The sequence below is a fragment of the Cystobacter fuscus genome (assembly GCF_002305875.1).
GTDB classification, from domain to species: domain Bacteria; phylum Myxococcota; class Myxococcia; order Myxococcales; family Myxococcaceae; genus Cystobacter; species Cystobacter fuscus_A.
Genome location: NZ_CP022098.1, coordinates 9,799,553 through 9,825,186 on the forward strand (window position 1 = coordinate 9,799,553; position 25,634 = coordinate 9,825,186).

Consider the following 25,634-nt stretch of genomic DNA (forward strand, 5'->3'; position numbering starts at 1 on the left):
TTCAGTGGCCTCCCGCCGTCACGGAAGCACCCGTGAGACCCGCCACCACGCGCTCCAACCGCATACCCCGGCTCGCCTTGACCAACACCACGTCTCCTGACTTGAGCCTCGGCTGGAGCCAGGCCAACAAGGGCTCCACCTCGGTGAAATGCGCCGCGCGCTCACCCATGCCCGCCGCCTCCAGTCCCTGGCGCGAGCGCGGCCCGAAGAACGCCACCAGCTCGGCCTTGCCGCCCGCGAGCGCGCCCAGGCGCGTGTGCTCCTCGCCCTCGCCCGGCCCCAGCTCCAACATGTCGCCGAGCACCGCCACCGCCCGTCCACCCGGCGACACCAGCGAGCGCAGCGTGTCCAGCGCGGCCGCCATGGACGCGGGGTTGGCGTTGTAGCAGTCGTCCACCACGGTGATGCCGTGGGGCGCGTCCACCACGTTGAGCCGGCGCGCGTAGGGCCGCGCCGCCTCCAGCCCCTTCACGCACTCCTCGGGCGAATAGCCCAGCGCCACCGCCAGCGCGAAGGCGCCCGTGGCGTTGAGCGCGTTGTGCTCGCCCACGAACCCCAGCCGCACCGGCCAGTCCCGGCCCAGGTGGCGCACCGTCAGCGTCAGCCCCTCGCGGCCGCGCGACTCCACCGCCACCAGCCGCACCTGCGCGTCCGCGTGCCGGCCGAACGTGAGCTGCCTGGCCTGGCCACGCGCCGCCTGGGCGGGGATGAGCGCGTCGTCCAGGTTCACCACGGCGATGGCGCCAGGCGGCAGCTCGCGGAACATCTCGCCCTCCGCCTCGGCCACGCCCTCGAGACTGCCCAGCCCCTCCAGGTGCTCGGGCTGCACCACGGTGATGAGGGCCGCGTCGGGCCGGGCCACGCGCGTCAGCCGCGTCATCTCGCCCGGCTGGTTCATCCCCAGCTCCACCACGGCCGCCACGTGCTCGGACGTCAGCCGCAGCAGCGTGAGGGGCACGCCAATCTCGTTGTTGAGGTTGCCCTCCGTCTTCAGCGCGGGGCCGCGCGTGGACAGGATGGCGCCCACCATCTCCTTGGTGGTCGTCTTTCCGTTGGAGCCCCCCACGGCCCCCACGGGAATCCGGAAGCGCTCGCGGTGCGCGCGCCCCAGGGCACCGAGCGCCGCCAGCGTGTCCTCCACCTCGTACAGGACGAAGCCCTCGGGAAGCGCGGGCAGCGTCCGGCCCCGCTTCACCACCGCCCCGGCCGCGCCCGCCTGGGCCGCCTGGGCGAGGAAGTCATGCGCATCGAAGCGCTCACCCTGGAGCGCCACGAAGAGACACCCGGGCGTGAGGGCCCGAGTGTCCGTGCAGACGGCCTGGAAGTCGGCCGCCGGCCCACCGCGCCGGGTGGCTTGCGCCACCCGCACCACCTGCTCATCCGAGAATCGTACGGCCATAAGGGGAGGCTCTCTTGAGCGGCGCTCCGTCAGGTCCGGATGGCCAGCGCCCGCGCCGCCACTTCGCGGTCATCGAAGGCACGCTTCTCCGCGCCGATGATCTGATACGTCTCGTGCCCCTTGCCGGCGATGAGGACCACGTCGTCCTCCTTGGCGAGGGAGATCGCCGTCTCGATGGCCGTCTTGCGATCGGCCTCCACGAGGTAGCCCTTCTCGCCGCTCTTGGCCTTGCCCGCGGAGATGCGGCGCAGGCCGCCCTTCTCCAGGCCCGGGGTCACCTGGGCGATGATGTCGTCGGGGTTCTCGTTGCGCGGGTTGTCGCTCGTCACCACGGACAGGTCCGCGCCCTCGGCCGCGGCGGTGCCCATGAGCGGACGCTTGCCCTCGTCGCGCTCGCCCCCGCAGCCGAACACCGCGATGACGCGGCCCTTGGCCATGGAGCGTGCCGCCTCCAGCGCGCGCTTGAGCGCGTCATCCGTGTGCGCGTAGTCCACCAGCACCGCGGGCGCTCCGGCCTGGGGGCCGTGGTTCTCCACGCGCTCCATGCGGCCGGGCACGCCCGCCATGCGCTCGATGCCCAGCTGCACGTCCTTGCGCCGCGCGAAGCCCGCGCCGAGCGCCAGGCCCGCCGCCGCGAGGATGTTCTCCAGGTTGTGCGCGCCCAGCAGCCGGCTCTTCACCGGGATGTCGCCCGCGGGCGTCTTGAGCACGCCCTTGATGCCCTGGAGCGTGAAGGACACGTCCGCGGCGGAGATCTCCCCGTTGCCCTGGCGGCTGAACTTCCACGCCATGCGCTTCTGGCCGCGCAGCTCGTTGTAGATGCGCGTGGCGTAGGTGTCGTCGCCGTTGACCACCGCCACGCCGCCCTGGGACAGGTTCTCCAGGAAGAGCTTGCGCTTGGCCTGGAAGTACTCCTCCAGGTCCTTGTGGTAGTCGAGGTGATCTCGCGTGAGGTTGGTGAAGGCGGCGGCCTTGAAGGTGAGGCCGTGCACGCGCTCCTGGATGAGGGCGTGGCTGGACACCTCCATCACCACCGTCTCGACGCCCGCGTCCGCCATCTGGCGGAGGATGCGGTGCAGCTCCAGGGGCTCGGGCGTGGTGTTGGCGGTGGCGTGGAACTGGCCCCCCACCTTGTAGCCGAGCGTGCCGATGACGCCGGTGGACGAGTAGGCCGCGGTGGCCATCGCCTCCAGGAGGAAGGTCGTCGTCGTCTTGCCATTGGTGCCCGTGACGGCCAGCAGGGTGAGCTGGTCGGCGGGACGGCCGTAGAAGTTGGCCGCGATGAGCGCCAGGGCCTTCCGGGCGTTGGACACCTTGAAGTAGGGCACCTGCGAGGACAGGGGCTTCTCCGACACCACCGCCACCGCGCCCCGGGAGACCGCCTCGCCCACGAACTGGGCGCCGTCCTCCTTCGCGCCCGGCACCGCGACGAACAGGTCGCCCGGCTTCACCTTGCGCGAGTCCTGCGACACCCCCGTCACGTCGACCGGGGTCCGGCCGCCCGAGGTCTGCTCGGCACCACACCCTGCGAGGACATCCGTCAGCTTCATCTTTTCCCCTTCACAAATACTGCAAGCGCGACGGCTGGGTTCTGCGAGCGCGGCCTCATTGCCGCGTCGCCAATTCCAGCGTCACCCGCGCACCCTTCTCCACCAGCGAACCGGCGGCGGGAGTCTGCGCTACCACGCGTCCACTACCTGACAATTGCGGCTCCAGGGCCGCGGAGAGCAGTTTCGTCACCGCCTCGCGTCCTGCCTGACCCATGACATCCGGAACGCGGACGGAGCCTGGCTCCACGTTCTCGGTGACAACCTCCTCCACCACGGGCCCCTCTGGCACCTCCTTCGCGGCGGGGGGCTGGGCGGCCGCCACCGGCAGGGCGGTGGACGGCAGCGGTACCTCGCGCGAGGGCGGCACGGCCAGGTGGGCCATGGCGGCGGTAGCGATTTCCTTGAATGCGGGAGCGGCCACGTTTCCCCCGTACACGTCTGTTTTCGGCTCGTCCACAACCACGAGGATGACCACGCGCGGATTTTCGGCAGGCAACATGCCCACGAAGGAAGCAAGCCTCTTGTCCGAGTACCCGCCGGCCACGGGGTCCACCTTCTGGGCGGTGCCCGTCTTGCCCGCCACCCGGTAATCTTCCATGGCGGCCTTGGTGGCGGTGCCTCCCTTGACCACCACGCTCTCGAGCATGGAGACGACCTGACGGGCCGTCTGGGGGGACACGATGCGCCGCACCTCGGTGGGCTGGTTCTCCAGCAGGACGACCCCGTCCGGGTCCACCACCCTGGACACCAGGTAGGGGCGCATGAGCACGCCCCCGTGGGCCAGCGCGCTCCAGGCGGCGATCATCTGCACCGCCGTGGCGGACATGCCCTGGCCGAAGGACTGCGTGGCCAGGGAGACCTCGGCCTTGGGAAAGGGGATGGAGCCCCGACCCTCGCCGGGCAGGGCCAGGCCCGTGCGCTCGCCGAAGCCGAAGTCCTTGAAGGACTTCACCAGGCGCTCGCGGCCGAGCAACTGGGCGATCTTCGCCGAGCAGATATTGGAGGACACCTGGAGCACCCGCTGGGGCGTCAGCCAGCCATACTGGTGGGTGTCGTGGATGGTGTGCCGACCCACGCGCCAGGAGCCGTTCTCGCAGAAGAAGGTGTCGTCCGGCTTGATGACCTTCTGGTCCAGCGCGCTCGCGACGACGAAGGCCTTCATCGTCGAGCCGGGCTCGAAGGTGTCGAGCGCGGCGCGGTTGCGCATGCTCGAGCGCGCCTCGCGCTGGGGGGCGTTGGGGTTGAAGCGCGGCTCGTTGGCCATGGCGAGGATCTCCCCCGTCGCCGGATCCATCACCAGGACCATGCCCGCCACGGCCTGGGCCTCGGCCACCGCGCGCGTCAGGGCCTTCTCGGCCACGTACTGCAGGTGGCGATCCAGGGTGAGCGTGACGGAGGCGCCCTGGCGCTCCAGGGTGTCCGGCGCCCCGGAGACCAGCAGCTTGCGTCCCTTGGCGTCCCGGAAGCCCGACAGGCGCGAGTTCTGTCCGGACAGCTCGTTCTCGAACGCCAGCTCCAGCCCCTCCAGGCCGTGGCCATCCAGCCCCACCACGCCCACCACGTGCGCGCCCAGCTCCTTCTGGGGGTAGAAGCGCTTGGGCTCCTTGGTGAAGCCGAAGCCCGGCAGCCCCAGGGCCTTGACCGCCTCCACCTCGCGGGGCGTCACCTGACGCTTCACCCAGGCGAAGCGCCGGGCCCGCGTCAGCCGCCCGAGCACGTCCTCGGTGTCCAGCTTGAGCGTCCTGGCCAGGGCGCGCGCGGCCTGCTTCACGTCCGGCAACATCGAGGGGTCCACCCAGATGGAGTCCACCTCCACGCTCTGGGCGAGCGGCGCGCCACGCCGATCGAAGATGTCCCCGCGCCGGGCGGGAATCTCGATCTGCCGCACGTACTGGTCCTGGGCGAGCCCGCGCAGCTTGTCGCGCTCGAACACCTGCAGGAACACGGCACGGCCGAAGGCGGCCAGCAGCAGGGTCACGAAGAAGGCGGCCAGCAGCTTCACGCGCAGCCGCATCCACTTCGTATTGGACTCTGGAACCCGCGCCGACTTGAAGTCCTTCACGACGAGTCCCCCCTCTCAGTGAGATACGGCCACGCGCACGCCCCGCGCGTCGCGAGCTTCCACCCGGGCGGGACGCTTGCCACCGCTCGAGGAAGGCAGGGAGAGGACGAGCGGACCCGCCGGCATGGACATGCCGAGCTTCTCGCGCGCCAGCTTCTCCAGCCGCGCCGGATTCTTGAGCGTGGCCAGCTCCAGCTTCAGCCGATCGTTCTCCCGAGTGAGCGCGCGCTCCTCGGCCTCCGCCCGGGACAGCCGGTAGCCCATGTCCACCACCAGCACGCGGCTCGTCACGTGGAGGATGCCCACGCCCGCGAACAGCGCGAAGAGCAACACCGCGGGCAGCAGGTGCAGGAGCACCCGGCCCACCGACGCACCATTGGGACTGACTCGGGACACGGACGACTGGCTGCGGATCATCGGATCTTCTCCACCACGCGCAGGTGCGCGCTGCGGGCACGGGGGTTGGCGGCGATCTCCTCGTCCGAGGGCGCGATCGCCTTGCGCGTCACCAGGGAGAAGTCCCCCTGGCCACCACAGACGCACACCGGGAGCCCGGGAGGGCACTTGCAGCCCCCCACCATGTCCCGGAAGGTCTCCTTCACCTTGCGATCCTCGAGCGAGTGGAACGCGATGACGGCGGCGCGGCCCCCCACCTTGAGCAGGCGGGGCAGCGCGGCGAGCAGCGACTCGAGCGACTCCAGCTCCTCGTTGACCGCCATGCGCAGCGCCTGGAAGGTGCGGGTGGCCACGTGGATCTTCTGCGGCCAGGCCTTGCGTGGCACGGCGCGCTTGACGACCTCGGCCGCCTCCAGGGTGCGCGTGGGCAGCGCGCGCTTGAGCTCGCGGGCGATGGGCCGGGCGAAGGACTCCTCGCCATACTCGCGCAGCACGCGCACGAGCACCTCCTCGTCCTCGTCGGCGATGAACCCGGCGGCGGTGCGGCCCGTGTCGCCCATGCGCATGTCCAGCGGCCCGTCCTTCTGGAAGGAGAAGCCTCGCTCGGCCACGTCGAGCTGGGGCGAGGACACGCCCAGGTCCACCAGCACGCCATCCACCGGCAGCACGTCCGCGGCCACCTGGAGCAGCTGTCCGAAGTTGCCCTGACGCGCCTCGAAGCCCGGCAGGCCCGCGAGCCGGGAGCGCGCGGCCTCGAGCGCCACGGGATCCCGATCCACGCCGAGCACGGTGGCGCCCCGCGCGAGCAGCTCGCGCGAATGCCCTCCCCCACCCAGCGTGCCGTCGATGATCACCCTGCCCGCTCCCGGTTGGAGGACGTCCACCGCCTCCTTCAAGAGAACGGTCTGGTGCCCGAAGTCAGCCAAGGGACGCCTAGACGAACGGGGCCCGCGCGAGCGCGAAGGCGGCCCGGGCGTCGTTCATGTGCGGATAGAACTCGAACCGGTCATGCGCCCCGGCGGCCCGGAAGATGGCGGACAGGTAGGGCGACAGGCCCGACAGCTTGATGTCCCCACCGGCCTTGCGGAACGACTCGGCGCGAGCGATGAGCGGCTTGACGCCGCGGTAGTCCAGGTGGCTCACCTCGCTGAAGTCGAGCACGGCGTTGCGCAGACCGCGCTGCATGCGCCCGGCGAGCTCGTCACACAGGCGGGCCAGGTCCTTCTCCAGCAGCTCCCCCTCGAGCATGAGCGTCTCCACCCGGCCACTGGAGACCGCGCGGATGCCCTGTGCTTCGGCTACCTGGTTCATGTCGCCACCTTCCCGGCTTTCCCGCCTCACGTCGAAATTTCAACCCACCCGCGTGCGCGGCCTCTCGGACACACGCATCCCATCCGGTGATCCGCACCGGTCCACACCCACACCCGTCACTGGTCCAACCCCGTGGGGGCCCGCAATGACAGCCCGACCCCAGACGGCCTCGCGAGTCGAGCGCGGGCACGCCTGTCGTCCACGGGCGGCGGAAAATACGCGCGGCCTCCTACCCGGTCAAGAAATGCAACAGGCGTATACAGGTCCGTGTCGCATTGACTCCAATGTCAATCTTCTGGCATGACGCGCCGCGCGAGCACCCAAGCAGGCGTGCTCGAGCCTCGCGTCCTGGCCGGGGGGTGAGGCACACGTCGCTCTGAAGCGAAAGGTGTACACACATGACGCGCATGATTCGCCTGTTGGCAGTTTCCGCCGTGGCCCTGGGTCTCACCGCTTGTGGCGGGGGAGCGAAGCTCGGGGGTGACAAGGAAGGAGCGGCCCAGGCCGCGTTCCAGGCCTCGCAGTCCGTGGGCCGCAACCAGGCCTCCAAGACCGCGAACGCCCTGCTCGAGCAGGCCCTGGCCAGCGGGGCCATCAACATCACCGTCTCCGCTGATTGCGCCGAGAGCGGCAAGGTCCACCTGACCCTGAAGGCGGATGCCACCCCCTGGGTGCTGGGCGCGCTCAGCTACACCCTCCGCTACGACGCCTGCAACGAAGACGGGGAGAACGAGTACAACGGTGAGGTGACGACCACGGTCGTCACCGGGGTCGATCTCGACGGGAAGATCAAGTTCGGCGCGTTCTACATCGCCATGAAGGGCAAGCTCACCATCGAGGGGGAGATCTCCGACTTCATCGACACCGATGTCCGCCTGAGCATGGAACTCACCGCCACCTCGAAGCGCTCGGGCAGCGTGGAGTTCATCATCGACGGCACCATCAAGACCTCGACGAGCAGCTTCACCTACTCCAGGGAATTCATCGCGACGATCGCGGGCCGCCTGCCCAGGGCCTGATCGCCTGTCCGCTTGACGGGGTTGCAGGGGCCGGGCCGGCCAGTTTGGAGGCCCGGCCGTTCTTTTGCCGTATGATTGGCGGCCATGAGCCAGAGCGTGACGAAGCGGGCCCTCGGCGAGGTTCGCCTCAAGGTGGCATACAAGAGACCCGAAGCCCTGCTGAGTGAGTACACCCGCAGCATCGGCCGGGGGGGAGTGACCCTGCAGACGCAGAAGAATATCCCCGTGGGCACGCGCTTCGTCTTCGAGATGTACAACCCCGGCGTGGCCACGCCCGTGGAGGTGATGGGCGAGGTGGTGCGCGTCACGCCGCAGGACGGCGGTCGCCACGTGCTCACCATCAAGTACGACCCGGGACAGGACCGCGGAGGACTGGACGCCGTGCTCCAGCGCGTCTTCGATCTCCAGGAGTCGGAGAAGCTGCGCCGCTACGCGCGCATTCCCCTGAACGTGCCGGCCCTGGAAGAGGCCACGCCCTTCGCCCCGCCCTTCTTCGTGAGGGACCTGTCGCGCGGAGGCGTGGGCCTGGAGGTGGAGGCCCCCGAGCTGCCGGCCGCGGTGAAGGTGGGCATGCCCTTCCTGCTGGAGATGGAGCTCACGCTGGGCACGCTCATGCTGCACGGCGAGGTGGCGTGGACGTCCGCGGGAGGCCCCGAGGTGCTGCCCACCTTCGGTGTCAACTTCAACACCTTGAGCCCGGACACGGTGGAGCGCCTGGAGAAGCTGCTCTCGCTCGAGTCCATGCCCCCCCCTCCCTGGCGCGCCCGCATCTGCTTCGGAATGGACGCCGTCATGCGCGTGCCCTGAGAGTCGTTGTGCCCCCGTGGCGGCCGGGGTATGGCGCGAGTCCTCGGGAGGGCCAGGCGACGGGCGCTCCCTTTCTCGCCCGGGCGCACGCCCGGACACGTGGAGGACAGGACCATGAAGCTGCGATGGAACGTGCTGGGAGCGGTCGTGCTGGGACTGGGGCTCGCGGGCTGTGGGGTGACGGTGGGCGCGGCGTGCACCTCGGACGAGGAGTGCGGGGACATGGGCTTCTGCATCACCACCGCCAACACCCCGGGCGGCTACTGCTCCGAGTCCTGCTTCCCCGGCAAGGATGACACCTGCCCCGCGGGGAGCACCTGCGTGAGCACGGGCGCCCGCGCGGACGTCTCGGCCTGTTTCATCAAGTGCACGACGAACACGGACTGCCGCACCGGCTATCAGTGCATCAGCAACTTCCGCGGCAGCGCGTCCCCCGTCTGTGCCGCGCCGGACGCGCCCCAGAGCTGAGGCCTCGCCCCCCACTTCGTTCAAAATCGTGAAGTCCTTGGCGCCCCGCGTCGTGAACCCGGGGCGCCTCGCTCCTTCGGCGGCTCCCCCTGGGGCGGGGACCCCCGGCCCGCAAGTCCCCCTCGTCGTGAGGAGACCCGCCCGGCTGGGTGCCTGGACGTCCGGGAGTCAGAAGTCTCCGTCGGTAAGTCGTGGCATCCGCGAAGGGTTATGCTACGAGCGCCGCTTCTCTCCTACTTGATGAGGGGGACATGCCAGAAGGCTCCGCGTCACTCCAGCTCGCGGTTGGCGACCGGGTGGTCTACCCCAACCAGGGTGTCTGCCGCGTCTCGGCCATCGATGTGAAGGAGGTGGCCGGGCAGAAGCTCACCTTCGTCACCATGCGCCGGGAAGAAGACGGGGCCGTGGTCATGGTCCCCCAGGCCAAGGTGGTGTCCATCGGCGTGCGCAAGGTGGCGGGCGCCGACGACGTCACCCAGGTCTTCGACTTCCTGCGCTCCGACAGCGACAAGGCCGACCTGGATTGGAAGCAGCGCGCCCGGACCAACCTGGACCGCATGACGCAAGGCGGCCTGCTGGGGCTCGCCGAGGTGGTCAAGGGCCTCCAGGTGCTCAGCGAGCTGCGCCCACTGCCCACCAAGGAGCGGGAGCTGTACGACAACGCCCGCCACCTGCTCGTGTCCGAGCTGGCCGCCGCGCTCGACATCCCCGAGTGCAACGCCGAGGACGCCCTCGACGTCGTCCTCTTCCCGCCCGGCCGCGAGCGCCCCAAGCGCACCGCCGCCGAGTTCAAGGTCCGCGGCGAGGGCGACGACGATCTCGGCCTGGATGCGGACCTGCTCGGGCTCGACGGCGACCTGGACCTGCCTCCGGACGAGGAGGAGGCACCCGCCGAGGACGAGGAGTCCTCCGAGGAGGCCGGGGAAGAGGGCGAGGGCGAGGGCGAGGGCGACGAGGAAGACACCAAGCCCCGCAAGAAGGCCGCGGCTGGCGAGGGCGCGGACGCCGCTCCCAAGAAGCGCGGCCGTCCGCCCAAGCCCAAGCCCGAGGGCGCCGAGGCCGCCGCCGCTCCCAAGAAGCGCGGCCGTCCGCCCAAGGCGAAGCCTCCCGAGTCCGAGGAGGTCGAGCCGGAGAATGATCTCGATGAGGACATCGAGGCCGATGAGTGACGTCCCCCGGGACCACGCGTCCCGTTTCCGAGGTGACTTCCCGTGATTCGCGTCGTGACGCTGGACTCCTTCGACGAAAAGCAGATCGCGAAGCTCTGCCAGACGCTCTACACGGCGTTTGGCGTGGGCAGCGAGCACTCCGACCAGAAGGAGGTGCCCGCGGGCATGTCCGAGCCGCTGGACGCGGAGAAGCTCATCACGGAGCTCAAGGGCGTGCGCGCCTACGAGGATGACAAGGTGCTCTTCGTCACCTCGCGCAAGCTGAAGGAGCGCGAGGTGCCGGGCGGCAAGGCCCCCACCACGGGCTACGCCGTGTACAACAAGAACCGCGCCATCATCTCCACCCACGGCTACAAGGACTTCGAGGCGTCCTTCAAGCCCATCGCCCGCAACGCGCTGCAGCAGATCGGCCACCTGTGGGGCCTGCACCACTGTCTGGATCCGCGCTGCTCGATGTACCCGCCCTGGACGCCCTCGTTCGGCTCGGGCGAGCCGTCCTTCTGCACCTTCTGTCGCGACAAGAGCGAGCAGAAACTCCGCCTTGCGAAGTCCTAGGCCCCTCCCCCGCGCGCTCCCCCTGCTCGAGCTGGGGGGCCTCTTGCTCGTCGCGCTCGCCTGTCTCGTCTTCCAGCTCCGGCTCCCCGGCCGCCTCCCCACCGAGGGGGACTACCGCACGGTGGCGGACTGGCTGCGCGCCGAGGCCCGTCCGGGCGACGCCGTCCTCCTCTTCCCCTGGTGGACGGAGAAGGCCCGGCTCTACCTGCCCGAGCAGGTGCCCATCCACGGCTACCTCGGCTCGGACCAGGGTGACTTCCTCGCGCACCCGCGCCTCTGGGTCCTCGCGCAGCCGGAGCTGCCCCGCGCCGACGTGTCGGCCTTCCAGGAGGCGTTCCTCCCGGGACGCACCGCCGTGGGCACCCCGCGCCGGGCCGGCCCCCTGGAGCTGACGCTGTACGAGAACGGACGCTACCGCCCCACGCGCTTCGTGGCCTCCGAGGCCCAGGCGCGCGCCCGCGTCTACCTGGAGTCTCCGGACGGCACGCGGCAGGACTGCCCCTTCGACGGCCGCGCGCACCGCTGTCCGGGCCCGCCCCACCTGTACGTGGCCACCGAGTGGCACGAAATCCGGTACGAGCCCCGGCGGTGCCTGTGGATGCACGCGCCGGGTGGGCCGCGGCGGCTCGTCGCGGAGTTCGACGACGTGCCCGCGGACACGCAGTGGCGGCTGGAGGCGGGCATCGTCGGCGAGTTCGCCTTCCAGCACGGGCCCCGCCTGAGCACCTCGCACCTGGGCGTGGAGGACGCGGCCAGCGGCGAGTCGCTGATGACGCTCTCGCTGCCTCCCGGACGCGAGGGGGTGCTGCGCGTGGCGCGAGCCATCCCCCCCGGACGCGCCCGCACGGTGAAGGTGTGGGTCCAGGCGGACAACGCGGAGTCGCGCCAGGTGTGCCTCGACTTCCTCGCCCTCGCCGAGGGCGCTCCGGAGGGAACATGACGCGGGGACGCGCCGCGACGCGAGAGGAGCGCTGGCTGGCGCTGGCGCTGTGGGTGCTCGCCTTCGCGTCGCTGTGGGCGAGCGAGGCCGCGGTGGGCTTCACGCGCGACGAGAGCTTCTACTTCCACGCGGCGGAGGCCTACTCGCGCTGGTTCCAGCAACTGCTCCACGCGCCCTCCCAGGCGCTGACGGATGCCGCCATCGTGCGCGCCTGGGACTACAACCACGAGCACCCGGCGTTGATGAAGACGCTCTTCGGGCTGTCGCACCTGCTCTTCCACGACACGCTCGGGTGGCTGCGCTCGGCGACGGCCTTCCGGCTGCCCGCCTTCGCCCTGGCGGCGCTGGTGCCCGCCCTCACCTTCCTCCTGGGCAGCGCGGTGTTCAGCCGCGCCGCGGGCCTCTTCGCCGCGCTCTCCTTCCTGCTCGTGCCCCGCCAGTACTTCAACGCGGAGCTCGCCTGCTTCGACATGCCCATCGCGGCCATGTGGCTGCTGGTGGTCTACGCCTTCTGGCGCGCGCTCGAGGACCGGAACTGGGGCGTGCTGTGCGGTGTCTTCTTCGGCCTCGCGGTGTGCACCAAGCACAACGCTCTCTTCCTTCCCTTCTGCCTCGCACCCTTCGCCCTGTGGCGCGCGTGGCGAACCAGTGAGGGCCACCCCACCGCGCGCCTCGGCATGCAGCGCGTGCTCGTGCTGTTCGCCGCGGTGGCGGGGCTCTACGCGCTGCTCGTGTTGAGCCTCGGGCCCGAGGGCTTCCAGCGGAAGTTCTTCCTGCTCAGCCCCCACACCCTGCTCTTCGTCGTGCTGGCCGTGGGCTCGCTGGGGATGCTGCACTTCCTCAACGAGGAGCACGCCCCCACCGCGCTCGCCCTGCTGCCCCTGGCCACCATGGCCGTGTTCGCCCCGGTCATCTTCTACCTGCACTGGCCCTACCTCTGGCACGCGCCGGTGGACCGGACGGCCTGGTACCTCGTCTTCCACGCCACCCACAACCACTACGCCTGGTTCTACCTGGGCACGCTCATGCGCGAGCCGCCCTTCCCCTGGGACTACGTCGTGGTGAAGACGGCGCTCACCGTGCCCACCAGCCTCTTCGTCCCCATGGTGACGGGCCTGGGCGTGCTCGCCGCCCGGGGAGTGCTCGGCCTCTTCGCACGCACGCGCGAGTGGGTGCGCACGCCCTCGCTCGCCGAGGTGCTCGTGGGGGTGAATGCCCTCGCCTCCATCCTCATCATCAGCCCGCCGAACGTGCCGCACTTCGGCGGCGTGAAGCACTGGTTGCCCTCCATGCCCTTCCTCGGTCTGCTCGCGGGCGTGGCGGTGGCGCGCGGCTGCGAGGCGCTCACCGGCTGGCTGCGCGAGCGCTGGCCCCGGGTGCCCTTCGCGGCGGTGGCGGCCCCCGTCTTCACGCTGTTGATGCTGCCCGCGCTGCTCGCGCTCGTGCGCGTGTTCCCCTACGGGACGAGCTACTACTCGGAGCTCGCCGGGGGCGTGCCGGGCGCGGCCTCCCTGGGCATGCAGCGCCAGTTCTGGTCGAGCAACGTGACGGCGGTGCTGCCGTGGATCAACGCCCACGCGCCCCGCGACGCGCGCGTCTTCCTGCACGAGGTGACGGGCTTCGCCTTCCAGGACTACCAGCGCGAGGGCATGTTGCGCGCGGACCTGCGCCCCGCGGGCATCGCCGACTCGGACGTCGCGGCGTACCAGTACCACCAGGAATTCCGCGAGCACGAGTTCGCCCTCTGGCAGGCCTACGGCACGCGCACTCCCGTCACCGGGCTCTACCTGGACGAGACCCCGCAAATCATCGTCTATCAACGTCCCTGAGCCCCCGGGGGCAAGGCGGATCGAGTCATGACGCACCGGGTCTGTTCAGGCTCGGACGGCGGGTGGCATCGTGGAGCGCACTCGCGCAATCCGGGACTAGGCTGCAACGTACGGAGGGACATCTCCAGGGAGGCGACATGACGCGGTGGCTGTGGGCCGTGACACTGGTGGTGCTGGGTGGACTGGGCTGTCAGCAGGAGCAGAAGGCGGCGCCGCCGGCGCGCGCGGAAATCCGGGCACTGAGCAATGCCACGGTGGAGTTCATCCCCAAGGAAGGGCAGCACCCCTACTGCCTGCTCTACACGGTGTCGGAGAAGGGCATCATCCGGCAGCTCACCATGACGCGTGAGAACCGCTCCATCCGGTGCGAGCCGGGCAAGCGCATCTACAACTCCAGCTTCCGCATCCCCGTGGAGGAGGGGAAGATTCGCGCCTACATCTTCTTCTCGGACCAGCGCATCCAGGCGGGCTCCGTGGCGCAGCAGCTCTATGACTTGAGGGACAGGCCGCGGGTGACCGCCATGGACTTCCGGCTGCCCGGCGCCGTGTCGGTGGAGCAGTTGGAGTTCACGCCCCAGCCCGGAGGCCCGGCCGTGCCCGACGCCGTCGAGGGCTCGACGGATCTCCCCGAGAACCCCGAGGCCGCCCAGCCCGAAAACGAAGAGCCCGGCATGCAGCTCGAGCCCCAGGGCAACGCCCGTCCCACCCCGCCCACCCAGGCCAACTGACTGACGCCCTCCGAGCACGAATGGCTCGAAGGGCGCCCTTCATTTCTCCTCGAACATGGCGTGGATGACCCGCCAGGCCAGCTGCACCTCCCGCCCGGACAGCCGGCCGAGGAAGTCGCAGATCTCCGCCACCCGGTCGGGTTTCTCTCGTCCGAAGCCCTGGAAGAGCGTCTTCAGGGAGAGATCCAGTCCCTCGGACAGCTTGTTCAGTGTCGCGAGGGAAGGAGAGAACCCGCCACGCTCGATCCGCCGGATGGCATCCACGGACAGCTCACTGCGCTCCGCGAGTTCTTCCTGGGTGAGTTTGCGTGAATTCCTGAGGCGCTTCACATGATGGCCGAATCGCCCCGCCAGAATGGCTTTCTCATTGTCCATAAGCGCGGCCGGTAATCTTGTGGGCACCGACCGCGCTGTGAAGTGAGGATGTTCGGGGTTGGAAACTGCATCGCCTCCAGGCGTCAGCTCAGAACGACTCCCGAAGCATTGCCCTCAAATCATCCAGTGTACATGGACGGGGATTGCCCCGGTGCGAGGCATCCTGGAAGGCCTTGTCGACGATGCGCTCCAGGTCCTTCTCCTGGACACCCACATCGCGCAGACGCGCGGGGATGCCGATGGTGGCGTTGAGCTTGCGCACGCGCTCCACGGCGTTGGTGGCGAGCACCTCCGCGCTCGCGTGGGAGGAGTCCCCCATGGCCTGGGCCACGCGCGCCAGCCGCGCGGTGCTCGAGGGGCGGTTGAACTCCATCACCACGGGCAGCACGATGGCGTTGGCGAGCCCATGGTGCACCTTGGAAATGGGCGTGAGCGCGTGGGCCAGCGCGTGGCAGGCCCCGAGCCCCTTCTGGAAGGCCATGGCGCCCTGCATGGCGGCGACCATCATGTCCGAGCGGGCCACGAGGTTCTTGCCCTCGGAGACGGCGAGGGGCAGCGAGCGCGCCACGCGGGCGATGCCGTCGATGGCCACCGCGTCCGCCAGCGGGTGGAAGCCATTGGACACGTAGGCCTCCAGACAGTGGGTGAAGGCGTCCATGCCCGTGGCGGCCGTGGGTCCGGGTGGCAGGCCCAGGGTCAGCTCGGGGTCGCAGATGGCCGCCTTGGGCATGAGGAACGGGCTGAAGATGACCGTCTTGCGACCCGTGTCCGACAGCGTCGCCACGCCCGAGCGGCTCACCTCCGAGCCGGTGCCCGCGGTGGTGGGGATGGCGATGAGCGGCGGCATGTCGTCGCGCACGTACTGGTCGCCCCCCGTCGCGTCGTCATAGCGCGACAGTGGCGGCTCGTGCGTGGTGAGCACCTGCACGAGCTTGGCCGCGTCCAGCGGGCTGCCTCCGCCGATGGCGATGATGCCGTCGCACTGGTGGCGCCGGTACGCCTCCAGGCCCGCGAAGGCATCGTGCTCGGTGGGGTCCGGATTCACCTGCTCGAAGGAGGCGTACGCCACGTTCGCGCCCTTGAGCACGTCGTAGACGCGTTGCACGAGCCCCGCCTTCACCACGCCCGCGTCCGTCATCACCAACGGGCGCTTCATGTTCAGCCGCGCCACCTGCGCGGGCAGGCGCTGCAGCGCTCCCGCGCCGAAGACGATCTTCGTGGGCCACGACATCTCGGTGATGCGTGGCTCGCTCGGCATGTCGAACGGTATCATTCCGTGTCTCCTGACTACGCGATGAGCGCCTAGATGAGCTCCATGTAGCGCTCGAGCTCCCAGTTCGTGACGGCGCGCTCATACTGCCGCGCCTCCCACTCGCGCGTACGCACGAAGTGGTCCACGAAATCCTCGCCGAGGATCTCCCGGGCGCGCTCGGACTTCTTGAGCAGCGCCACCGCCTCCTTGAGCGAGCGCGGCAGCGGGGGGGCACCGGACGCGTAGCCGTTGCCCGCGCAGGCCTCGGGCGGCTCCACCTCGTTCTCGATGCCCCACAGCCCCGCGGCCAGGCTCGCCGCCATGGCCAGGTACGCGTTCATGTCCGCGCCCGGCTGGCGGTACTCCAGGCGCATCGACTTGGGGCTGTCGCCAATCACGCGCACCGCCGTGGTGCGGTTCTCCCGGCCCCACGTCGCCGTCACCGGCGCCCACGTGTTCTCCACGCTGCGCTTGTAGCTGTTGATGGTGGGCCAGTAGAGCGCCGTCAGCTCCGGCATCAGCGAAATCTGCCCGCCGATGTACTGGCGCATGAGGCGGCTCATGCCGTCGCCCGCGTCGGCATCGTGGAAGACGTTCTCGTCGCTCTTGAGCGACCACAGGGACTGGTGGATGTGGCCCGAGCACCCGGGCAGCTTGGGGTCCACCTTCGCCATGAAGCAGGCGGTGAGCCCGTGGCGCGCGCAGATCTCCTTGACGGCCGTCTTGAAGAGCACCGCCTTGTCGGCGATCTTCTCCAGGGTGTCGTAGCGCACCGCGGCCTCGAAGACGCCCGGGCCCGTCTCGGTGTGGAAGCCCTCCAGCTCCACGCCGAAGTCCCGGCAGCCGTTGATGATGTCGTGCACGAGCGGCGCGTTGAGCGACGTGCGCAGCCACGAGTAGCCGAACATGCCGGGGGTGAGCGGCGTGAGGCGCGTGTAGCCCTTGTCCTTGAGCGACTGCGGCGTCTCCTTGAAGATGAAGAACTCGTACTCGGCGCCGAACTTGGGCACGTAGCCCATCTCCCGCGCGCGCCTGCCCACCTTCTGCAGGAGCTGGCGGGGGCTCGGCGCGAAGGGCGAGCCGTCCTCGTTCACGAAGTCCAGCAGGAAGGCCGCCGTGTCCGGCTCCCAGGGGATGATGCGCGCGGAGCTCGTGTCCACGCGACACATCCCATCCGGGTAGCCCGTGTGCCAGCCCGTCACCTGGGTGTTGTCGAGCAGCTCGTCCGCGATGTCCCACCCGAACACCACGTCACAGAAGCCCATGCCGCTCTTGCACGCGGAGAAGAACTTCTCCACCGAGACGTACTTGCCGCGCCAGACGCCGTCCAGGTCCACTCCGCCCAGCTTCACCTGCCGGACGCCCTTCTCCTCGAACCATTTCTGCAACACGTCCGTGCCCGAGGGCATCCGTCCCACGGGCCTGCCCGTGTCGCGCTCCTTCTTCTCCGCGCGCGCCCGCCTGCTCGCGGGGGATGGCAACGTGATGACCTTCGCCTTGGAACGACTCGCCATTGGCCTCCTCCTTCTCCCACTGCCCATTGAGTGCCCTCTGTCGTGTCTTCAACGGCCCGCTTCCGCGGAGGATAGCCTCTTCGCGGGGTCCACACCCTACCGTGCGATGCACATCTTGAGCGCGGCCCGGCGAGGTGAAAGCGTATGCGCGTTGGACATCCAGTGGACTCCCCACCACCCTGGACGCACGTCGCAAGTGAACGGGCGTCAACACAACCAGCAGCCGAAGCTAGGGGGGCCCCCCCCTCCCGGCAACCCAGCTCGAAACCGAGGCCATGAAGAACGTTCTCCTGTTGAAAGCCGGTGATGCGGCCCGGCCCGTCCAGCTCAGCGTGGGTGACTACGACCAGTGGTTCGTCGAGTCGCTCGGACCGGATGGGTGCCGCTTCGACATCCTGCACGCGCACCAGGGCGCCGAGCTGCCCCCGAGCGCCGCCGGCTACGACGCGGTGATGATGACCGGCTCCCCCAAGTCCGTGACCCAACTGGAACCCTGGATGGAGCGCGCCGCGGACTTCATGCGGGGCGCCGCCGCCCGGGGAATCCCCGTGCTCGGGGTATGCTTTGGGCACCAACTCCTCGCCCATGCCCACGGGGCGCGGGTGGTGCGCAACACCCAGGGGCGGGAGATCGGCACGGTGGAGGTGCGCTTGAGCCCGGAGGGGCGCCGGGATCCGCTCTTCCACGAGTTGCCCGAGACCTTCGCCGTCCAGGCCACCCACGAGGACATCGTCGAGCGCCCACCCGAGGGCGCCACGGTGCTCGCGGGCAACGAGAACACGGCGGTGCAGGCGCTCGCCTTCGGTCCGCTCATCCGGGGGGTCCAATTCCACCCCGAGGTGCATCCGGCCGCCATGCGCGCCCTCATCCTCGCCCGGCAGGAGAAGCTGGAGGCCGAGGCCGCCGCCCGGGGGCAGCCACCGGGCGAGCGTGTCCCCCGGCTCCTGGCGGGCATCACCCCGGCTCCCGCCGGACACGCCATCCTGCGCAACTTCCTGGAGCGGTTCACCTGAGCATCCCACTGGAGTAGGGAGGACCCATGGCGTCGCGCTGGGACTATCTCTTCGAAACCAAGCCGGTCCCCATGATGGACCACCTGCTGGAGGAGGTGGCCAAACTGCTGGCCAAGGACCTCCGGCAGTGGCCGCCACCGGTCCAGGAGATAGACCTGGACACGGGAGGGCAGTTCGCCCCCCTGTTCACCGAGCCGACGCCCCGCCCCGCCGAGGCCGTCTACGAGGAGGCGCTCCGGCTGTCGCGCTGGGAGCTGGAGCGCGAGCTCGAGGCCTACGACGACTACATGCGCAACAAGCGCTACCTGGAGCGGGGGCTGGCACCGACGGACCGTCTGCCCCTCTTGCTGCTCAACCGATGGGTGGTGGACCAGATGCTGGGCCTGGGCGAAGCTACCGAGGGCCGGGTGAACCGCCGGCTGATGCTGCGCTGCCTGGAGCGACTGGAAGCCCACAGACGGCGCGTCATAATCCCCCCTGCTTGAGACCCAACCAGCCCTCTGCCATAAGCCGCGCCATGCAGCATCACGAGCTCGATCTCCTCGCGCAGCGCCGCAAGCGCTTCTACATCCTCGCGGGTTTGTGGCTGACCATCGCCACCATCCTGTTCTTCTTCCGCTCGGTGCTGCTGCCCTTCGCGGGCGCCGCGTTGATCGCCTACCTGGTGCACCCGCTCGTCACTCGCCTCACGCGCGTACAGGTGCGCGGGCACGCCATTCCGCGCTGGGTGGGCATCCTGCTCATCTACTCGGGCTTCTTCCTCGCGGTGTACCTCTTCTTCATCGCCATGGTGCCGCAGCTCTACCAGGAGCTGGCGCGCATCAGCCGCGATGGCGTCACCTTCCTCAACTCGCTCACGCCCGAGCGCATCCACGTGCTCGCCGACCGCGTCGAAGACTGGCTGCGCGCCAAGGGCATCCCCGTGGCGCTCGCCACGCCCGAGGAGATGCGCAACGGCGTCCCCGGCGGCGGCGTGACGGTGGACCTGGAGCGGATCCTCCAGGACGTGGCCGCGCAGCTCACCGGGCTGATACGCCAGCACCTGGGCGACATCGTCACCGTGTCGCGCCACATCATCACCTCGGTGGTGGCCGGCGTGTTCATGACGTTCTTCATCCTGATGGTGGCCGCGTTCTTCTCCATCGACGCGCACGCCGTGGTGGGCTACTTCACCAGCCTGTTGCCGGCCGAGTACGGCACCGACTCGCAGCGCCTGCTCGAGCGCATTGATCGCTCGCTGTCCGGCGTCGTGCGGGGCCAGGTGACCATCTGCCTGGTGAATGGCACGCTCACCTTCCTGGGGCTGGTGCTCTTCGGGGTGAAGTTCGCCTTCCTGCTGGCCACGGTGGCCACCGTGTTCAGCCTCATCCCCATCTTCGGCACCATCCTCAGCTCGGTGCCCATCGTGCTCATCGCGCTGGCGGACGGCTTCCAGAAGGGCGTGGCCATCCTGCTGTGGATCATCGGCATCCACGCGCTGGAGGCGTACTTCCTCAACCCGAAGATCATGGGCCAGGCCGCGCGCATCCACCCGGTCATCGTGGCCTTCAGCCTCATCGCCGGGGAGACGACGTTCGGCCTCGTCGGCGCGCTCTTCGCGGTGCCCGTGGCCTCCATCATCGTGGCCTGCTTCGACTACGCGCGCCTCAAGGCGCAGCCCCACGTGAGCGAGGCCTCGCTGGAGGTGAAGTAGGCGCGGGCGGGGCCTCAGCCGCTGCAGGCGGCCTCGCAGCGCGACTCGCGGCAGAAGACGAAGCAGCGGCCACAGTCGAGGTGGTCGGCGGGACAGGTGCCGTCACACTTCACCCCGCTGCAATTGGGCCCGTCCTGCACGTGCGTGGGGTTGGTGCCCAGCCCGCAGCAGGCGTTCCCCGTGCAATCCGAGTCCTGGTAGCAGGTGCGGTTGGACAGCGGGGCGGGATTGCCCCCGAAGTCATCCAGGTCGATCGGTTCGCATCCGGTGGCCAGCGAGAGCACCGCCCCCAGCACGACGAGGGCGGACGGAAAGGCGACACGGGTACTGCGCATGCAACGGCTCCCTTCGTGAGGACGAAGGGAGATTATTAACGGTTCATCGAGCCGAGGAACTCGGCGTTCGCGGCCGTGGGGCGCATGTGTTTGAGCACGAACTCCATCGCGTCGATGGGCGTGAAGGGGTGGAGCACCTGGCGCAGGGCGGTGATGCGCACGAGGTCCGCCTGGGTGAGCAGCAGCTCCTCCTTGCGCGTGCCGGACTTGTTGATGTCGAGCGTCGGGAAGATGCGCTTCTCCATCAGCTTGCGGTCCAGGACGATTTCGGAGTTACCCGTGCCCTTGAACTCCTCGAAGATGACCTCGTCCATGCGGCTGCCGGTGTCGATGAGCGCGGTGCCGATGATGGTGAGGCTGCCGCCCTCCTCGATGTTGCGCGCGGCGCCGAAGAAGCGCTTGGGCTTGTGCAGGGCGTTGGCGTCCACGCCGCCCGAGAGGATCTTCCCCGAGGCCGGCACCACCGTGTTGTAGGCGCGCGCCAGACGGGTGATGGAGTCCAGGAGGATGCACACGTCGTACTTCTGCTCGACCAGGCGCTTGGCCTTGTCGATGACCATCTCCGCCACCTGCACGTGGCGCGTGGCGGGCTCGTCGAAGGTGGAGCTGACCACCTCGCCGCGCACGTTGCGCGCCATGTCCGTCACTTCCTCGGGGCGCTCGTCCACCAGCAGCACGATGAGGTAGACGTCCGGGTGGTTCTTGGAGATGGCGTGCGCGATGTTCTGCAGGAGCACCGTCTTACCGGCCTTGGGCGGCGCCACGATGAGGCAGCGCTGGCCGAGCCCGATGGGGCAGAACAGATCGATGATGCGCGTGGTCATCTCCGCCCCGTCGTGCTCCAGCTTCAGCTTGCGCGTGGGGTAGAGCGGCGTGAGGTTGTCGAAGAGGATGCGGTCGCGCGTCACCTCGGACAGCGGGTCGGAGAAGTTGACCTTGTCCACCTTCTGCAGGGCGAAGAAGCGCTCACCCTCGCGCGGCTGGCGGATGGGGCCCGTCACCGTGTCGCCCGGCCGCAGATTGAAGCGGCGCACCTGCGAGGGAGACACGTAGATGTCGTCGGGGCTCGCCTGGTAGTCGCTGTCCGCGCTGCGCAGGAAGCCGAAGCCGTCGCTGAGCAGCTCCAGCACGCCTTCCGCGTGCACCTCGAACTTCTTGTCCGCGATGCCCGAGAGCAGCGCGAAGATGAGATCCTGCTTCTTCAGGCCCTGGTAGCCCTCGATGCCGAAGTCGTGGGCCATCTTCGCCAGGTCCGTGATCTTCATGCGCTTGAGGTCATTGAGCCGGATGACCTGCATGGCCGGAGCGTCCGAGGGGCCCGCCTCCGCGCCCGGGGACACCTCGAGGGGCTCGGGAGCCGGGGCCTGGTGGGAGCCCTCCTCCTCGTGGTCGGCCGCCGCGCGCACCTCCTGGTACTCCTCGTCCCGAACGGGGTGGGAGGGGATGGGCGTGAGCACCGGGCGGGGCGCGGCGACGACGGGGGCTTCCTCGGCCGCGGGCTCCTCGTCCCGGCGGGCCGACGTCCGGCGGCGCGCGGGCTTCTCGGACTCGTCGCGCTCCACCGTCTTGGCCCGGGTCGAGCGGCGCTTGGGCTTTTCTTCCTCGATGTCGACGACCTGGGGGGCGAGGAGCTTCTCTTTGGGGGAACGGGCTTTGGCCATGGTGCGGGGCTGTACTTGCGGCGCGGGGGGGACGCGCACGGGAATGTCGTGGAAGTGTCCGGGGGGACTCGAAGCGCCCTCAGGGCGGCACCGGGATCCCTTCTTGCCGGGACCACGCGGGTGGGAGAACCTTGTGGTGGGAAAAGGTGGCGCCTGAAGGTGGGACAACAACCCTCATGCGCTCGACACGAGGTTATTGACCACCTCTAGAGCTGTCAAGGCATCCTCGCAACCCGAGCCACCAGGCAACAAAGCCCCCGCATCTTCCAGTCCAGCCGCCGAGCCCCTCCTCCGTGACCGCCTCGAAAACCGCTGACGCCGCCCGCATCGGGCAGCTCCGAAAAGAACTCGCCTACCACAACCACCGCTACTACGTGCTCGACTCGCCGGAGGTGAGCGACGCGGAATACGACCGGCTCATGCGCGAGCTGCAGGAGCTGGAGTCCCGCCATCCGGACCTCGTCACGGCCGACTCGCCCACTCGCCGGGTGGGAGGCGCTCCGGCGGAGAAGTTCGAGAAGGTGCGCCACCGCGTGGCCATGTTGTCGCTGGCCAACGTCTTCGACGACGAGGGGTTGAGCGACTTCGACGAGCGCATCCGCCGCCAGACGGGGCTCGCCCAGGTGGGCTACGTCTGCGAGCCCAAGCTGGATGGGCTCGCCATCACCCTGACCTACGAGCAGGGCCGCTTCGTGCGCGGCGCCACGCGGGGAGATGGGACCGAGGGAGAGGACGTGAGCGCGAACCTGCGCACCCTGCGCGGCCTGCCCACGGAGCTGTTGCCCCAGGACGGGGTGAAGGCGCCCGGGATGATTGAAGTGCGCGGCGAGGTCTTCATCTCCAAGAAGGACTTCAAGCGGCTCAACGACAAGCGCGAGGAGGAGGGCGAGCCGCTCTTCGCCAACCCGCGCAACGCCGCCGCCGGCAGCCTACGCCAGTTGGATCCCCGCATCACCGCCTCGCGGCCGCTGTCGCTCTTCCTGTACGAGTGCGTGCCGGGCGAGGGCGTGCCCGCCTTCCGCTCGCACACCGAGAAGCTCGGCTACCTGCGCTCGCTGGGGCTGCCGGTGAACCGGGCGGTGAGCGTGCCGAGCGTGGAGGGCGTGCGCGAGCAGTACCGCGCGAGCCTGGAGGGCCGCCATGCGCTGCCCTTCGAGGTGGACGGCATGGTGGTGAAGGTGGACGACGAGGACCTGCGCCAGCGCCTGGGCCAGGTGTCCAAGAGTCCGCGCTGGGCCGTGGCCTACAAGTTCCCGCCCGAGGAGGAGTCGACGCTCGTCGAGGACATCCAGGTGTACGTGGGGCGCACGGGCGCGCTCACGCCGGTGGCGCACCTCAAGCCGGTGAAGGTGGGCGGCGTGACGGTGAGCCGCGCCACCCTGCACAACGAGGACGAGCTGCGCCGCAAGGACGTGCGCAAGGGCGACACCGTCTTCATCCGCCGCGCGGGCGACGTCATCCCGGAGATCGTCAAGGTGGTGGAGGGCAAGCGGCCCGAAGGCACCGAGTCCTTCGTCTTCCCCACCGAGTGCCCGGTGTGCCACGCGGCGGCCGTCAAGGACGAGGAGGGCGCCATCATCCGCTGCACGGGCGCCACCTGCCCCGCGCAGCTCGTGGAGAAGGTCCGCCACTTCGCCTCGCGCACCGCCATGGACGTGGACGGCCTGGGAGAGAAGCTGGCCGCGCAGCTCGTGGAGACGGGGCTGGTGAAGAGCTTCGCGGACGTCTACCACCTCACGCGAGCGAAGCTCCTCACGCTCGAGCGCATGGGGGACAAGAGCGCGGACAACCTGCTGGCGAGCATCGAGCGCTCCAAGCAGACCACCCAGCCTCGCTTCCTCTACGCGCTGGGCATCCGGCACGTGGGCGAGTCCACCGCGCGCGTGCTCGCCGAGGCCTTCCCCGACGTGCGCGGCCTCTACGAGGCCAGCCTGGAGGACATCACCCGCGTCAAGGACGTGGGTCCCACCATGGCCGAGGTCATCCATACCTTCTTCCATGAGCCGCTCAATCGCGAGGCCATCGACGCGCTGCTCGCCGCGGGCGTCACCCCCGCGCCGCCCGTCGTCGTCAAGACGGGCGTGTTCGCTGGCAAGACGGTGGTTCTCACCGGGGGTATGAGTGGAATGAGCCGGGAGCAAGCCAAGGAGGAAATCGAGCGCCGGGGTGGCAAGGTGTCGGGAAGTGTCTCGCGCAAGACGGACCTGGTGGTGGCGGGCGAGGATGCGGGCAGCAAGCTGAAGAAGGCCCAGGAGCTCGGAGTAAGAATCGTGGACGAGCAGGCCTTCCTCCAATTGCTCCAGACGGACGCACGAGGCTAGGAGGCGTGGGCAGCATGGACAGTCGTCGAGTGAGCCTGCGCATCCGGGGCCGGGTGCAGGGAGTCTACTTCCGGGAGAGCGCCCGCACCGAGGCGCTGCGGCTGGGCCTCAAGGGCTGGGTGCGCAACCTCCCGGACGGGTCGGTCGAGGCGGTGGCCGAGGGCCCGCCCCATGCCCTGGAGACCTTCGTCAGCTGGAGCCACCGCGGCCCTCCCCAGGCGCGCGTGACGGATGTGGAGCGCGCCGATGCCGAGGCGCTCGGGGAGTTCATCACCTTCATCGTGGAGCGCAGCTCATGAATCCCTACGCGCCAGCGTCCCTGACGTCCATGCTGGGCATCAAGTCCGGCAGCAAGGTCTCGGTCATCAACCCCCCGCGCGGCTTCGTCCAGAAGCTCAACCCCCTGCCCGACGGCGTGGAGTTCCTCATCACCGCCCAGACGGGCCTGGACATCATCCTCTTCTTCACCCAGGACACCCACGAGCTCGTCCAGCGCCTGCCCGCGCTCTCGCGCGCCATGACGCTCCAGGGCGGCATCTGGGTGTGCTGGCCCAGCGGCGAGGGGATCAAGACGGCCCTGAGCGAGGACTTCATCCGCCAGGCCGCGCTGGACATCGGCATGGTGGACAACAAGCTGTGCCTCATCGACACGACCTGGACGGGCCTGCGCCTGGTGCGCCGCCCGCGGGGCCGCCTGGACAAGCCCGACTACCGCAAGCGGGCCCCCACCGCCCAGGCCTGAGCCCCCCCAGGCCTGCCAGACGGCGGACATTTTCCATGTCGCGCCTTTACAGGTCGTATCAGGCGTGAAAACCTTTCGTTGTTTTCAGGCCTCGGACCTCCCCACCAGGGGTGGGGAGTTCAGTCGCCAGTGGATTTTGAGACGGGTGCGTTCCCGGCGGAACCGGGCGCGCTGGCCGTCCCGTGCTTCTGCCACCCCCAAGGCGCCCACGCATGGGCTCCGACCGGGTGAGTAAGGACGAAGCCGGGCGGCCCGGGCGCCAGGGCTGTCTCGAACGCTCGATTAGCAGTCAGTCCCCGCCCGGCACGGTGCCGGACAGCCGCGGGGCGACCTTGAACTCGGAGGAGCAGGCCGTGGTCCCCTCAACCCCCCCTCGCGCACGGATCCCGGGCCCCCGGACACACGGGTCGCCCCTCGTCCGCACGCGCGGAGGTGCAGGGACCGCCTCTCCCCTCGCAGCGCGCTCGGAAGCTGGAGACGCCGTCGCCTCCCGTC

Annotated in this window: 25 protein-coding genes; 14 read left to right on the plus strand and 11 right to left on the minus strand. The window is 69.5% G+C overall.

What is annotated here, in order from left to right:
• Position 1: 1 nt before the first annotated feature.
• The 6 genes from CYFUS_RS39650 to CYFUS_RS39675 are packed head-to-tail and all read right to left on the minus strand — an operon-like array spanning position 2 to position 6,718.
• Positions 2 to 1,399, minus strand: a complete 1,398-nt coding sequence (locus CYFUS_RS39650; protein ID WP_095989919.1) for a UDP-N-acetylmuramoyl-tripeptide--D-alanyl-D-alanine ligase — start codon at positions 1,397 to 1,399, stop codon at positions 2 to 4.
• 29 nt (positions 1,400 to 1,428) lie between these two features.
• A complete protein-coding gene (locus CYFUS_RS39655) occupies positions 1,429 to 2,949 on the minus strand; it encodes a UDP-N-acetylmuramoyl-L-alanyl-D-glutamate--2,6-diaminopimelate ligase (RefSeq protein WP_095989920.1) in 1,521 nt (506 codons plus the stop codon).
• A gap of 55 nt (positions 2,950 to 3,004) precedes the next feature.
• Positions 3,005 to 5,011 (minus strand): penicillin-binding protein, encoded by a 2,007-nt coding sequence (locus tag CYFUS_RS39660; RefSeq protein ID WP_095989921.1) that lies wholly within the window; start codon positions 5,009 to 5,011, stop codon positions 3,005 to 3,007.
• 15 nt (positions 5,012 to 5,026) lie between these two features.
• Positions 5,027 to 5,428: a cell division protein FtsL gene (gene ftsL / locus CYFUS_RS39665; RefSeq protein ID WP_095989922.1), complete on the minus strand. Its 402-nt coding sequence runs from the start codon at positions 5,426 to 5,428 to the stop codon at positions 5,027 to 5,029.
• Positions 5,425 to 6,333, minus strand: coding sequence for a 16S rRNA (cytosine(1402)-N(4))-methyltransferase RsmH (gene rsmH / locus CYFUS_RS39670; protein WP_095989923.1), 909 nt, complete (start codon positions 6,331 to 6,333; stop codon positions 5,425 to 5,427). Before rsmH ends, ftsL begins: the two co-directional genes overlap by 4 nt.
• Positions 6,334 to 6,340: 7 nt before the next feature.
• On the minus strand, positions 6,341 to 6,718 hold the full coding sequence (locus tag CYFUS_RS39675) for an STAS domain-containing protein (RefSeq protein ID WP_095989924.1): 378 nt from the start codon (positions 6,716 to 6,718) through the stop codon (positions 6,341 to 6,343).
• A gap of 398 nt (positions 6,719 to 7,116) precedes the next feature.
• Between CYFUS_RS39675 and CYFUS_RS39680 the strand changes: the two genes are divergently transcribed.
• The 8 genes from CYFUS_RS39680 to CYFUS_RS39715 all read left to right on the plus strand — a co-directional run bounded on the left by CYFUS_RS39680 (position 7,117) and on the right by CYFUS_RS39715 (position 14,233).
• Entirely contained in the window at positions 7,117 to 7,737 is a 621-nt protein-coding gene (locus CYFUS_RS39680) for a hypothetical protein (protein ID WP_095989925.1), read from the plus strand.
• 84 nt (positions 7,738 to 7,821) lie between these two features.
• Entirely contained in the window at positions 7,822 to 8,544 is a 723-nt protein-coding gene (locus CYFUS_RS39685) for a PilZ domain-containing protein (RefSeq protein WP_095989926.1), read from the plus strand.
• A 114-nt stretch (positions 8,545 to 8,658) separates the two neighbouring features.
• Positions 8,659 to 9,012 carry a hypothetical protein gene (locus CYFUS_RS39690; protein ID WP_095989927.1) on the plus strand — a complete coding sequence of 118 codons (354 nt, stop codon included), beginning with the start codon at positions 8,659 to 8,661 and terminating at the stop codon, positions 9,010 to 9,012.
• A gap of 251 nt (positions 9,013 to 9,263) precedes the next feature.
• A complete protein-coding gene (locus tag CYFUS_RS39695) occupies positions 9,264 to 10,181 on the plus strand; it encodes a CarD family transcriptional regulator (protein ID WP_095989928.1) in 918 nt (305 codons plus the stop codon).
• 42 nt (positions 10,182 to 10,223) lie between these two features.
• The gene (locus CYFUS_RS39700) at positions 10,224 to 10,736 is read left to right on the plus strand and encodes a hypothetical protein (RefSeq protein WP_095989929.1); all 513 of its coding nucleotides are present in this window, start codon (positions 10,224 to 10,226) and stop codon (positions 10,734 to 10,736) included.
• Positions 10,723 to 11,676, plus strand: coding sequence for a hypothetical protein (locus tag CYFUS_RS39705; protein WP_095989930.1), 954 nt, complete (start codon positions 10,723 to 10,725; stop codon positions 11,674 to 11,676). The genes CYFUS_RS39700 and CYFUS_RS39705 overlap by 14 nt, the downstream gene beginning before the upstream one ends.
• Positions 11,673 to 13,505, plus strand: a complete 1,833-nt coding sequence (locus CYFUS_RS39710) for an ArnT family glycosyltransferase (protein WP_095989931.1) — start codon at positions 11,673 to 11,675, stop codon at positions 13,503 to 13,505. The genes CYFUS_RS39705 and CYFUS_RS39710 overlap by 4 nt, the downstream gene beginning before the upstream one ends.
• Positions 13,506 to 13,642: 137 nt before the next feature.
• Positions 13,643 to 14,233, plus strand: coding sequence for a hypothetical protein (locus CYFUS_RS39715; protein WP_095989932.1), 591 nt, complete (start codon positions 13,643 to 13,645; stop codon positions 14,231 to 14,233).
• 39 nt (positions 14,234 to 14,272) lie between these two features.
• Here the strand turns inward: CYFUS_RS39715 and CYFUS_RS39720 are convergent, their stop codons facing one another.
• From CYFUS_RS39720 to CYFUS_RS39730, 3 genes are all read right to left on the minus strand, one after another.
• The gene (locus CYFUS_RS39720; RefSeq protein WP_002626909.1) at positions 14,273 to 14,608 is read right to left on the minus strand and encodes a helix-turn-helix domain-containing protein; all 336 of its coding nucleotides are present in this window, start codon (positions 14,606 to 14,608) and stop codon (positions 14,273 to 14,275) included.
• An 88-nt stretch (positions 14,609 to 14,696) separates the two neighbouring features.
• A complete protein-coding gene (locus CYFUS_RS39725; RefSeq protein WP_095989933.1) occupies positions 14,697 to 15,881 on the minus strand; it encodes an iron-containing alcohol dehydrogenase in 1,185 nt (394 codons plus the stop codon).
• A gap of 29 nt (positions 15,882 to 15,910) precedes the next feature.
• Positions 15,911 to 17,269, minus strand: coding sequence for a glutamine synthetase family protein (locus tag CYFUS_RS39730; RefSeq protein WP_095992510.1), 1,359 nt, complete (start codon positions 17,267 to 17,269; stop codon positions 15,911 to 15,913).
• A gap of 380 nt (positions 17,270 to 17,649) precedes the next feature.
• Between CYFUS_RS39730 and CYFUS_RS39735 the strand changes: the two genes are divergently transcribed.
• From CYFUS_RS39735 to CYFUS_RS39745, 3 genes are read left to right on the plus strand one after another with little or no spacing between them, the layout of a single operon-like run.
• Positions 17,650 to 18,387, plus strand: coding sequence for a glutamine amidotransferase (locus CYFUS_RS39735; protein WP_095989934.1), 738 nt, complete (start codon positions 17,650 to 17,652; stop codon positions 18,385 to 18,387).
• A gap of 26 nt (positions 18,388 to 18,413) precedes the next feature.
• Positions 18,414 to 18,872: a hypothetical protein gene (locus CYFUS_RS39740; RefSeq protein ID WP_095989935.1), complete on the plus strand. Its 459-nt coding sequence runs from the start codon at positions 18,414 to 18,416 to the stop codon at positions 18,870 to 18,872.
• A 32-nt stretch (positions 18,873 to 18,904) separates the two neighbouring features.
• Positions 18,905 to 20,080: an AI-2E family transporter gene (locus CYFUS_RS39745; protein WP_095989936.1), complete on the plus strand. Its 1,176-nt coding sequence runs from the start codon at positions 18,905 to 18,907 to the stop codon at positions 20,078 to 20,080.
• A 14-nt stretch (positions 20,081 to 20,094) separates the two neighbouring features.
• On the opposite strand, the gene CYFUS_RS39750 is transcribed toward CYFUS_RS39745, so the two are convergent.
• Together CYFUS_RS39750 and rho are read right to left on the minus strand one after the other, a co-directional pair.
• On the minus strand, positions 20,095 to 20,415 hold the full coding sequence (locus CYFUS_RS39750; RefSeq protein WP_095989937.1) for a hypothetical protein: 321 nt from the start codon (positions 20,413 to 20,415) through the stop codon (positions 20,095 to 20,097).
• A 35-nt stretch (positions 20,416 to 20,450) separates the two neighbouring features.
• Positions 20,451 to 22,076 (minus strand): transcription termination factor Rho, encoded by a 1,626-nt coding sequence (gene rho, locus CYFUS_RS39755; RefSeq protein WP_198316302.1) that lies wholly within the window; start codon positions 22,074 to 22,076, stop codon positions 20,451 to 20,453.
• A 293-nt stretch (positions 22,077 to 22,369) separates the two neighbouring features.
• Here rho and ligA point away from each other — a divergent pair, with 293 nt between their 5' ends.
• The 3 genes from ligA to CYFUS_RS39770 are packed head-to-tail and all read left to right on the plus strand — an operon-like array spanning position 22,370 to position 25,139.
• Entirely contained in the window at positions 22,370 to 24,397 is a 2,028-nt protein-coding gene (ligA, locus tag CYFUS_RS39760; RefSeq protein ID WP_095989938.1) for an NAD-dependent DNA ligase LigA, read from the plus strand.
• Between the two features lie 14 nt (positions 24,398 to 24,411).
• Positions 24,412 to 24,696 carry an acylphosphatase gene (locus CYFUS_RS39765; RefSeq protein ID WP_095989939.1) on the plus strand — a complete coding sequence of 95 codons (285 nt, stop codon included), beginning with the start codon at positions 24,412 to 24,414 and terminating at the stop codon, positions 24,694 to 24,696.
• On the plus strand, positions 24,693 to 25,139 hold the full coding sequence (locus CYFUS_RS39770; protein ID WP_002626898.1) for a DUF3052 family protein: 447 nt from the start codon (positions 24,693 to 24,695) through the stop codon (positions 25,137 to 25,139). The genes CYFUS_RS39765 and CYFUS_RS39770 overlap by 4 nt, the downstream gene beginning before the upstream one ends.
• The last annotated feature ends 495 nt before the right edge of the window (positions 25,140 to 25,634 follow it).

Bases quoted from the DNA above. Each gene is read 5' to 3' on its own strand.
- CYFUS_RS39650 (WP_095989919.1), bottom strand. From the start codon at position 1,399: ATGGCCGTACGATTCTCGGATGAGCAGGTGGTGCGGGTGGCGCAAGCC.
- CYFUS_RS39655 (WP_095989920.1), bottom strand. From the start codon at position 2,949: ATGAAGCTGACGGATGTCCTCGCAGGGTGTGGTGCCGAGCAGACCTCG.
- ftsL (WP_095989922.1), bottom strand. From the start codon at position 5,428: ATGATCCGCAGCCAGTCGTCCGTGTCCCGAGTCAGTCCCAATGGTGCG.
- CYFUS_RS39675 (WP_095989924.1), bottom strand. From the start codon at position 6,718: ATGAACCAGGTAGCCGAAGCACAGGGCATCCGCGCGGTCTCCAGTGGC.
- CYFUS_RS39680 (WP_095989925.1), top strand. From the start codon at position 7,117: ATGACGCGCATGATTCGCCTGTTGGCAGTTTCCGCCGTGGCCCTGGGT.
- CYFUS_RS39685 (WP_095989926.1), top strand. From the start codon at position 7,822: ATGAGCCAGAGCGTGACGAAGCGGGCCCTCGGCGAGGTTCGCCTCAAG.
- CYFUS_RS39690 (WP_095989927.1), top strand. From the start codon at position 8,659: ATGAAGCTGCGATGGAACGTGCTGGGAGCGGTCGTGCTGGGACTGGGG.
- CYFUS_RS39695 (WP_095989928.1), top strand. From the start codon at position 9,264: ATGCCAGAAGGCTCCGCGTCACTCCAGCTCGCGGTTGGCGACCGGGTG.
- CYFUS_RS39710 (WP_095989931.1), top strand. From the start codon at position 11,673: ATGACGCGGGGACGCGCCGCGACGCGAGAGGAGCGCTGGCTGGCGCTG.
- CYFUS_RS39715 (WP_095989932.1), top strand. From the start codon at position 13,643: ATGACGCGGTGGCTGTGGGCCGTGACACTGGTGGTGCTGGGTGGACTG.
- CYFUS_RS39720 (WP_002626909.1), bottom strand. From the start codon at position 14,608: ATGGACAATGAGAAAGCCATTCTGGCGGGGCGATTCGGCCATCATGTG.
- CYFUS_RS39725 (WP_095989933.1), bottom strand. From the start codon at position 15,881: ATGATACCGTTCGACATGCCGAGCGAGCCACGCATCACCGAGATGTCG.
- CYFUS_RS39730 (WP_095992510.1), bottom strand. From the start codon at position 17,269: ATGCCCTCGGGCACGGACGTGTTGCAGAAATGGTTCGAGGAGAAGGGC.
- CYFUS_RS39735 (WP_095989934.1), top strand. From the start codon at position 17,650: ATGAAGAACGTTCTCCTGTTGAAAGCCGGTGATGCGGCCCGGCCCGTC.
- CYFUS_RS39740 (WP_095989935.1), top strand. From the start codon at position 18,414: ATGGCGTCGCGCTGGGACTATCTCTTCGAAACCAAGCCGGTCCCCATG.
- CYFUS_RS39745 (WP_095989936.1), top strand. From the start codon at position 18,905: ATGCAGCATCACGAGCTCGATCTCCTCGCGCAGCGCCGCAAGCGCTTC.
- CYFUS_RS39750 (WP_095989937.1), bottom strand. From the start codon at position 20,415: ATGCGCAGTACCCGTGTCGCCTTTCCGTCCGCCCTCGTCGTGCTGGGG.
- rho (WP_198316302.1), bottom strand. From the start codon at position 22,076: ATGGCCAAAGCCCGTTCCCCCAAAGAGAAGCTCCTCGCCCCCCAGGTC.
- CYFUS_RS39765 (WP_095989939.1), top strand. From the start codon at position 24,412: ATGGACAGTCGTCGAGTGAGCCTGCGCATCCGGGGCCGGGTGCAGGGA.
- CYFUS_RS39770 (WP_002626898.1), top strand. From the start codon at position 24,693: ATGAATCCCTACGCGCCAGCGTCCCTGACGTCCATGCTGGGCATCAAG.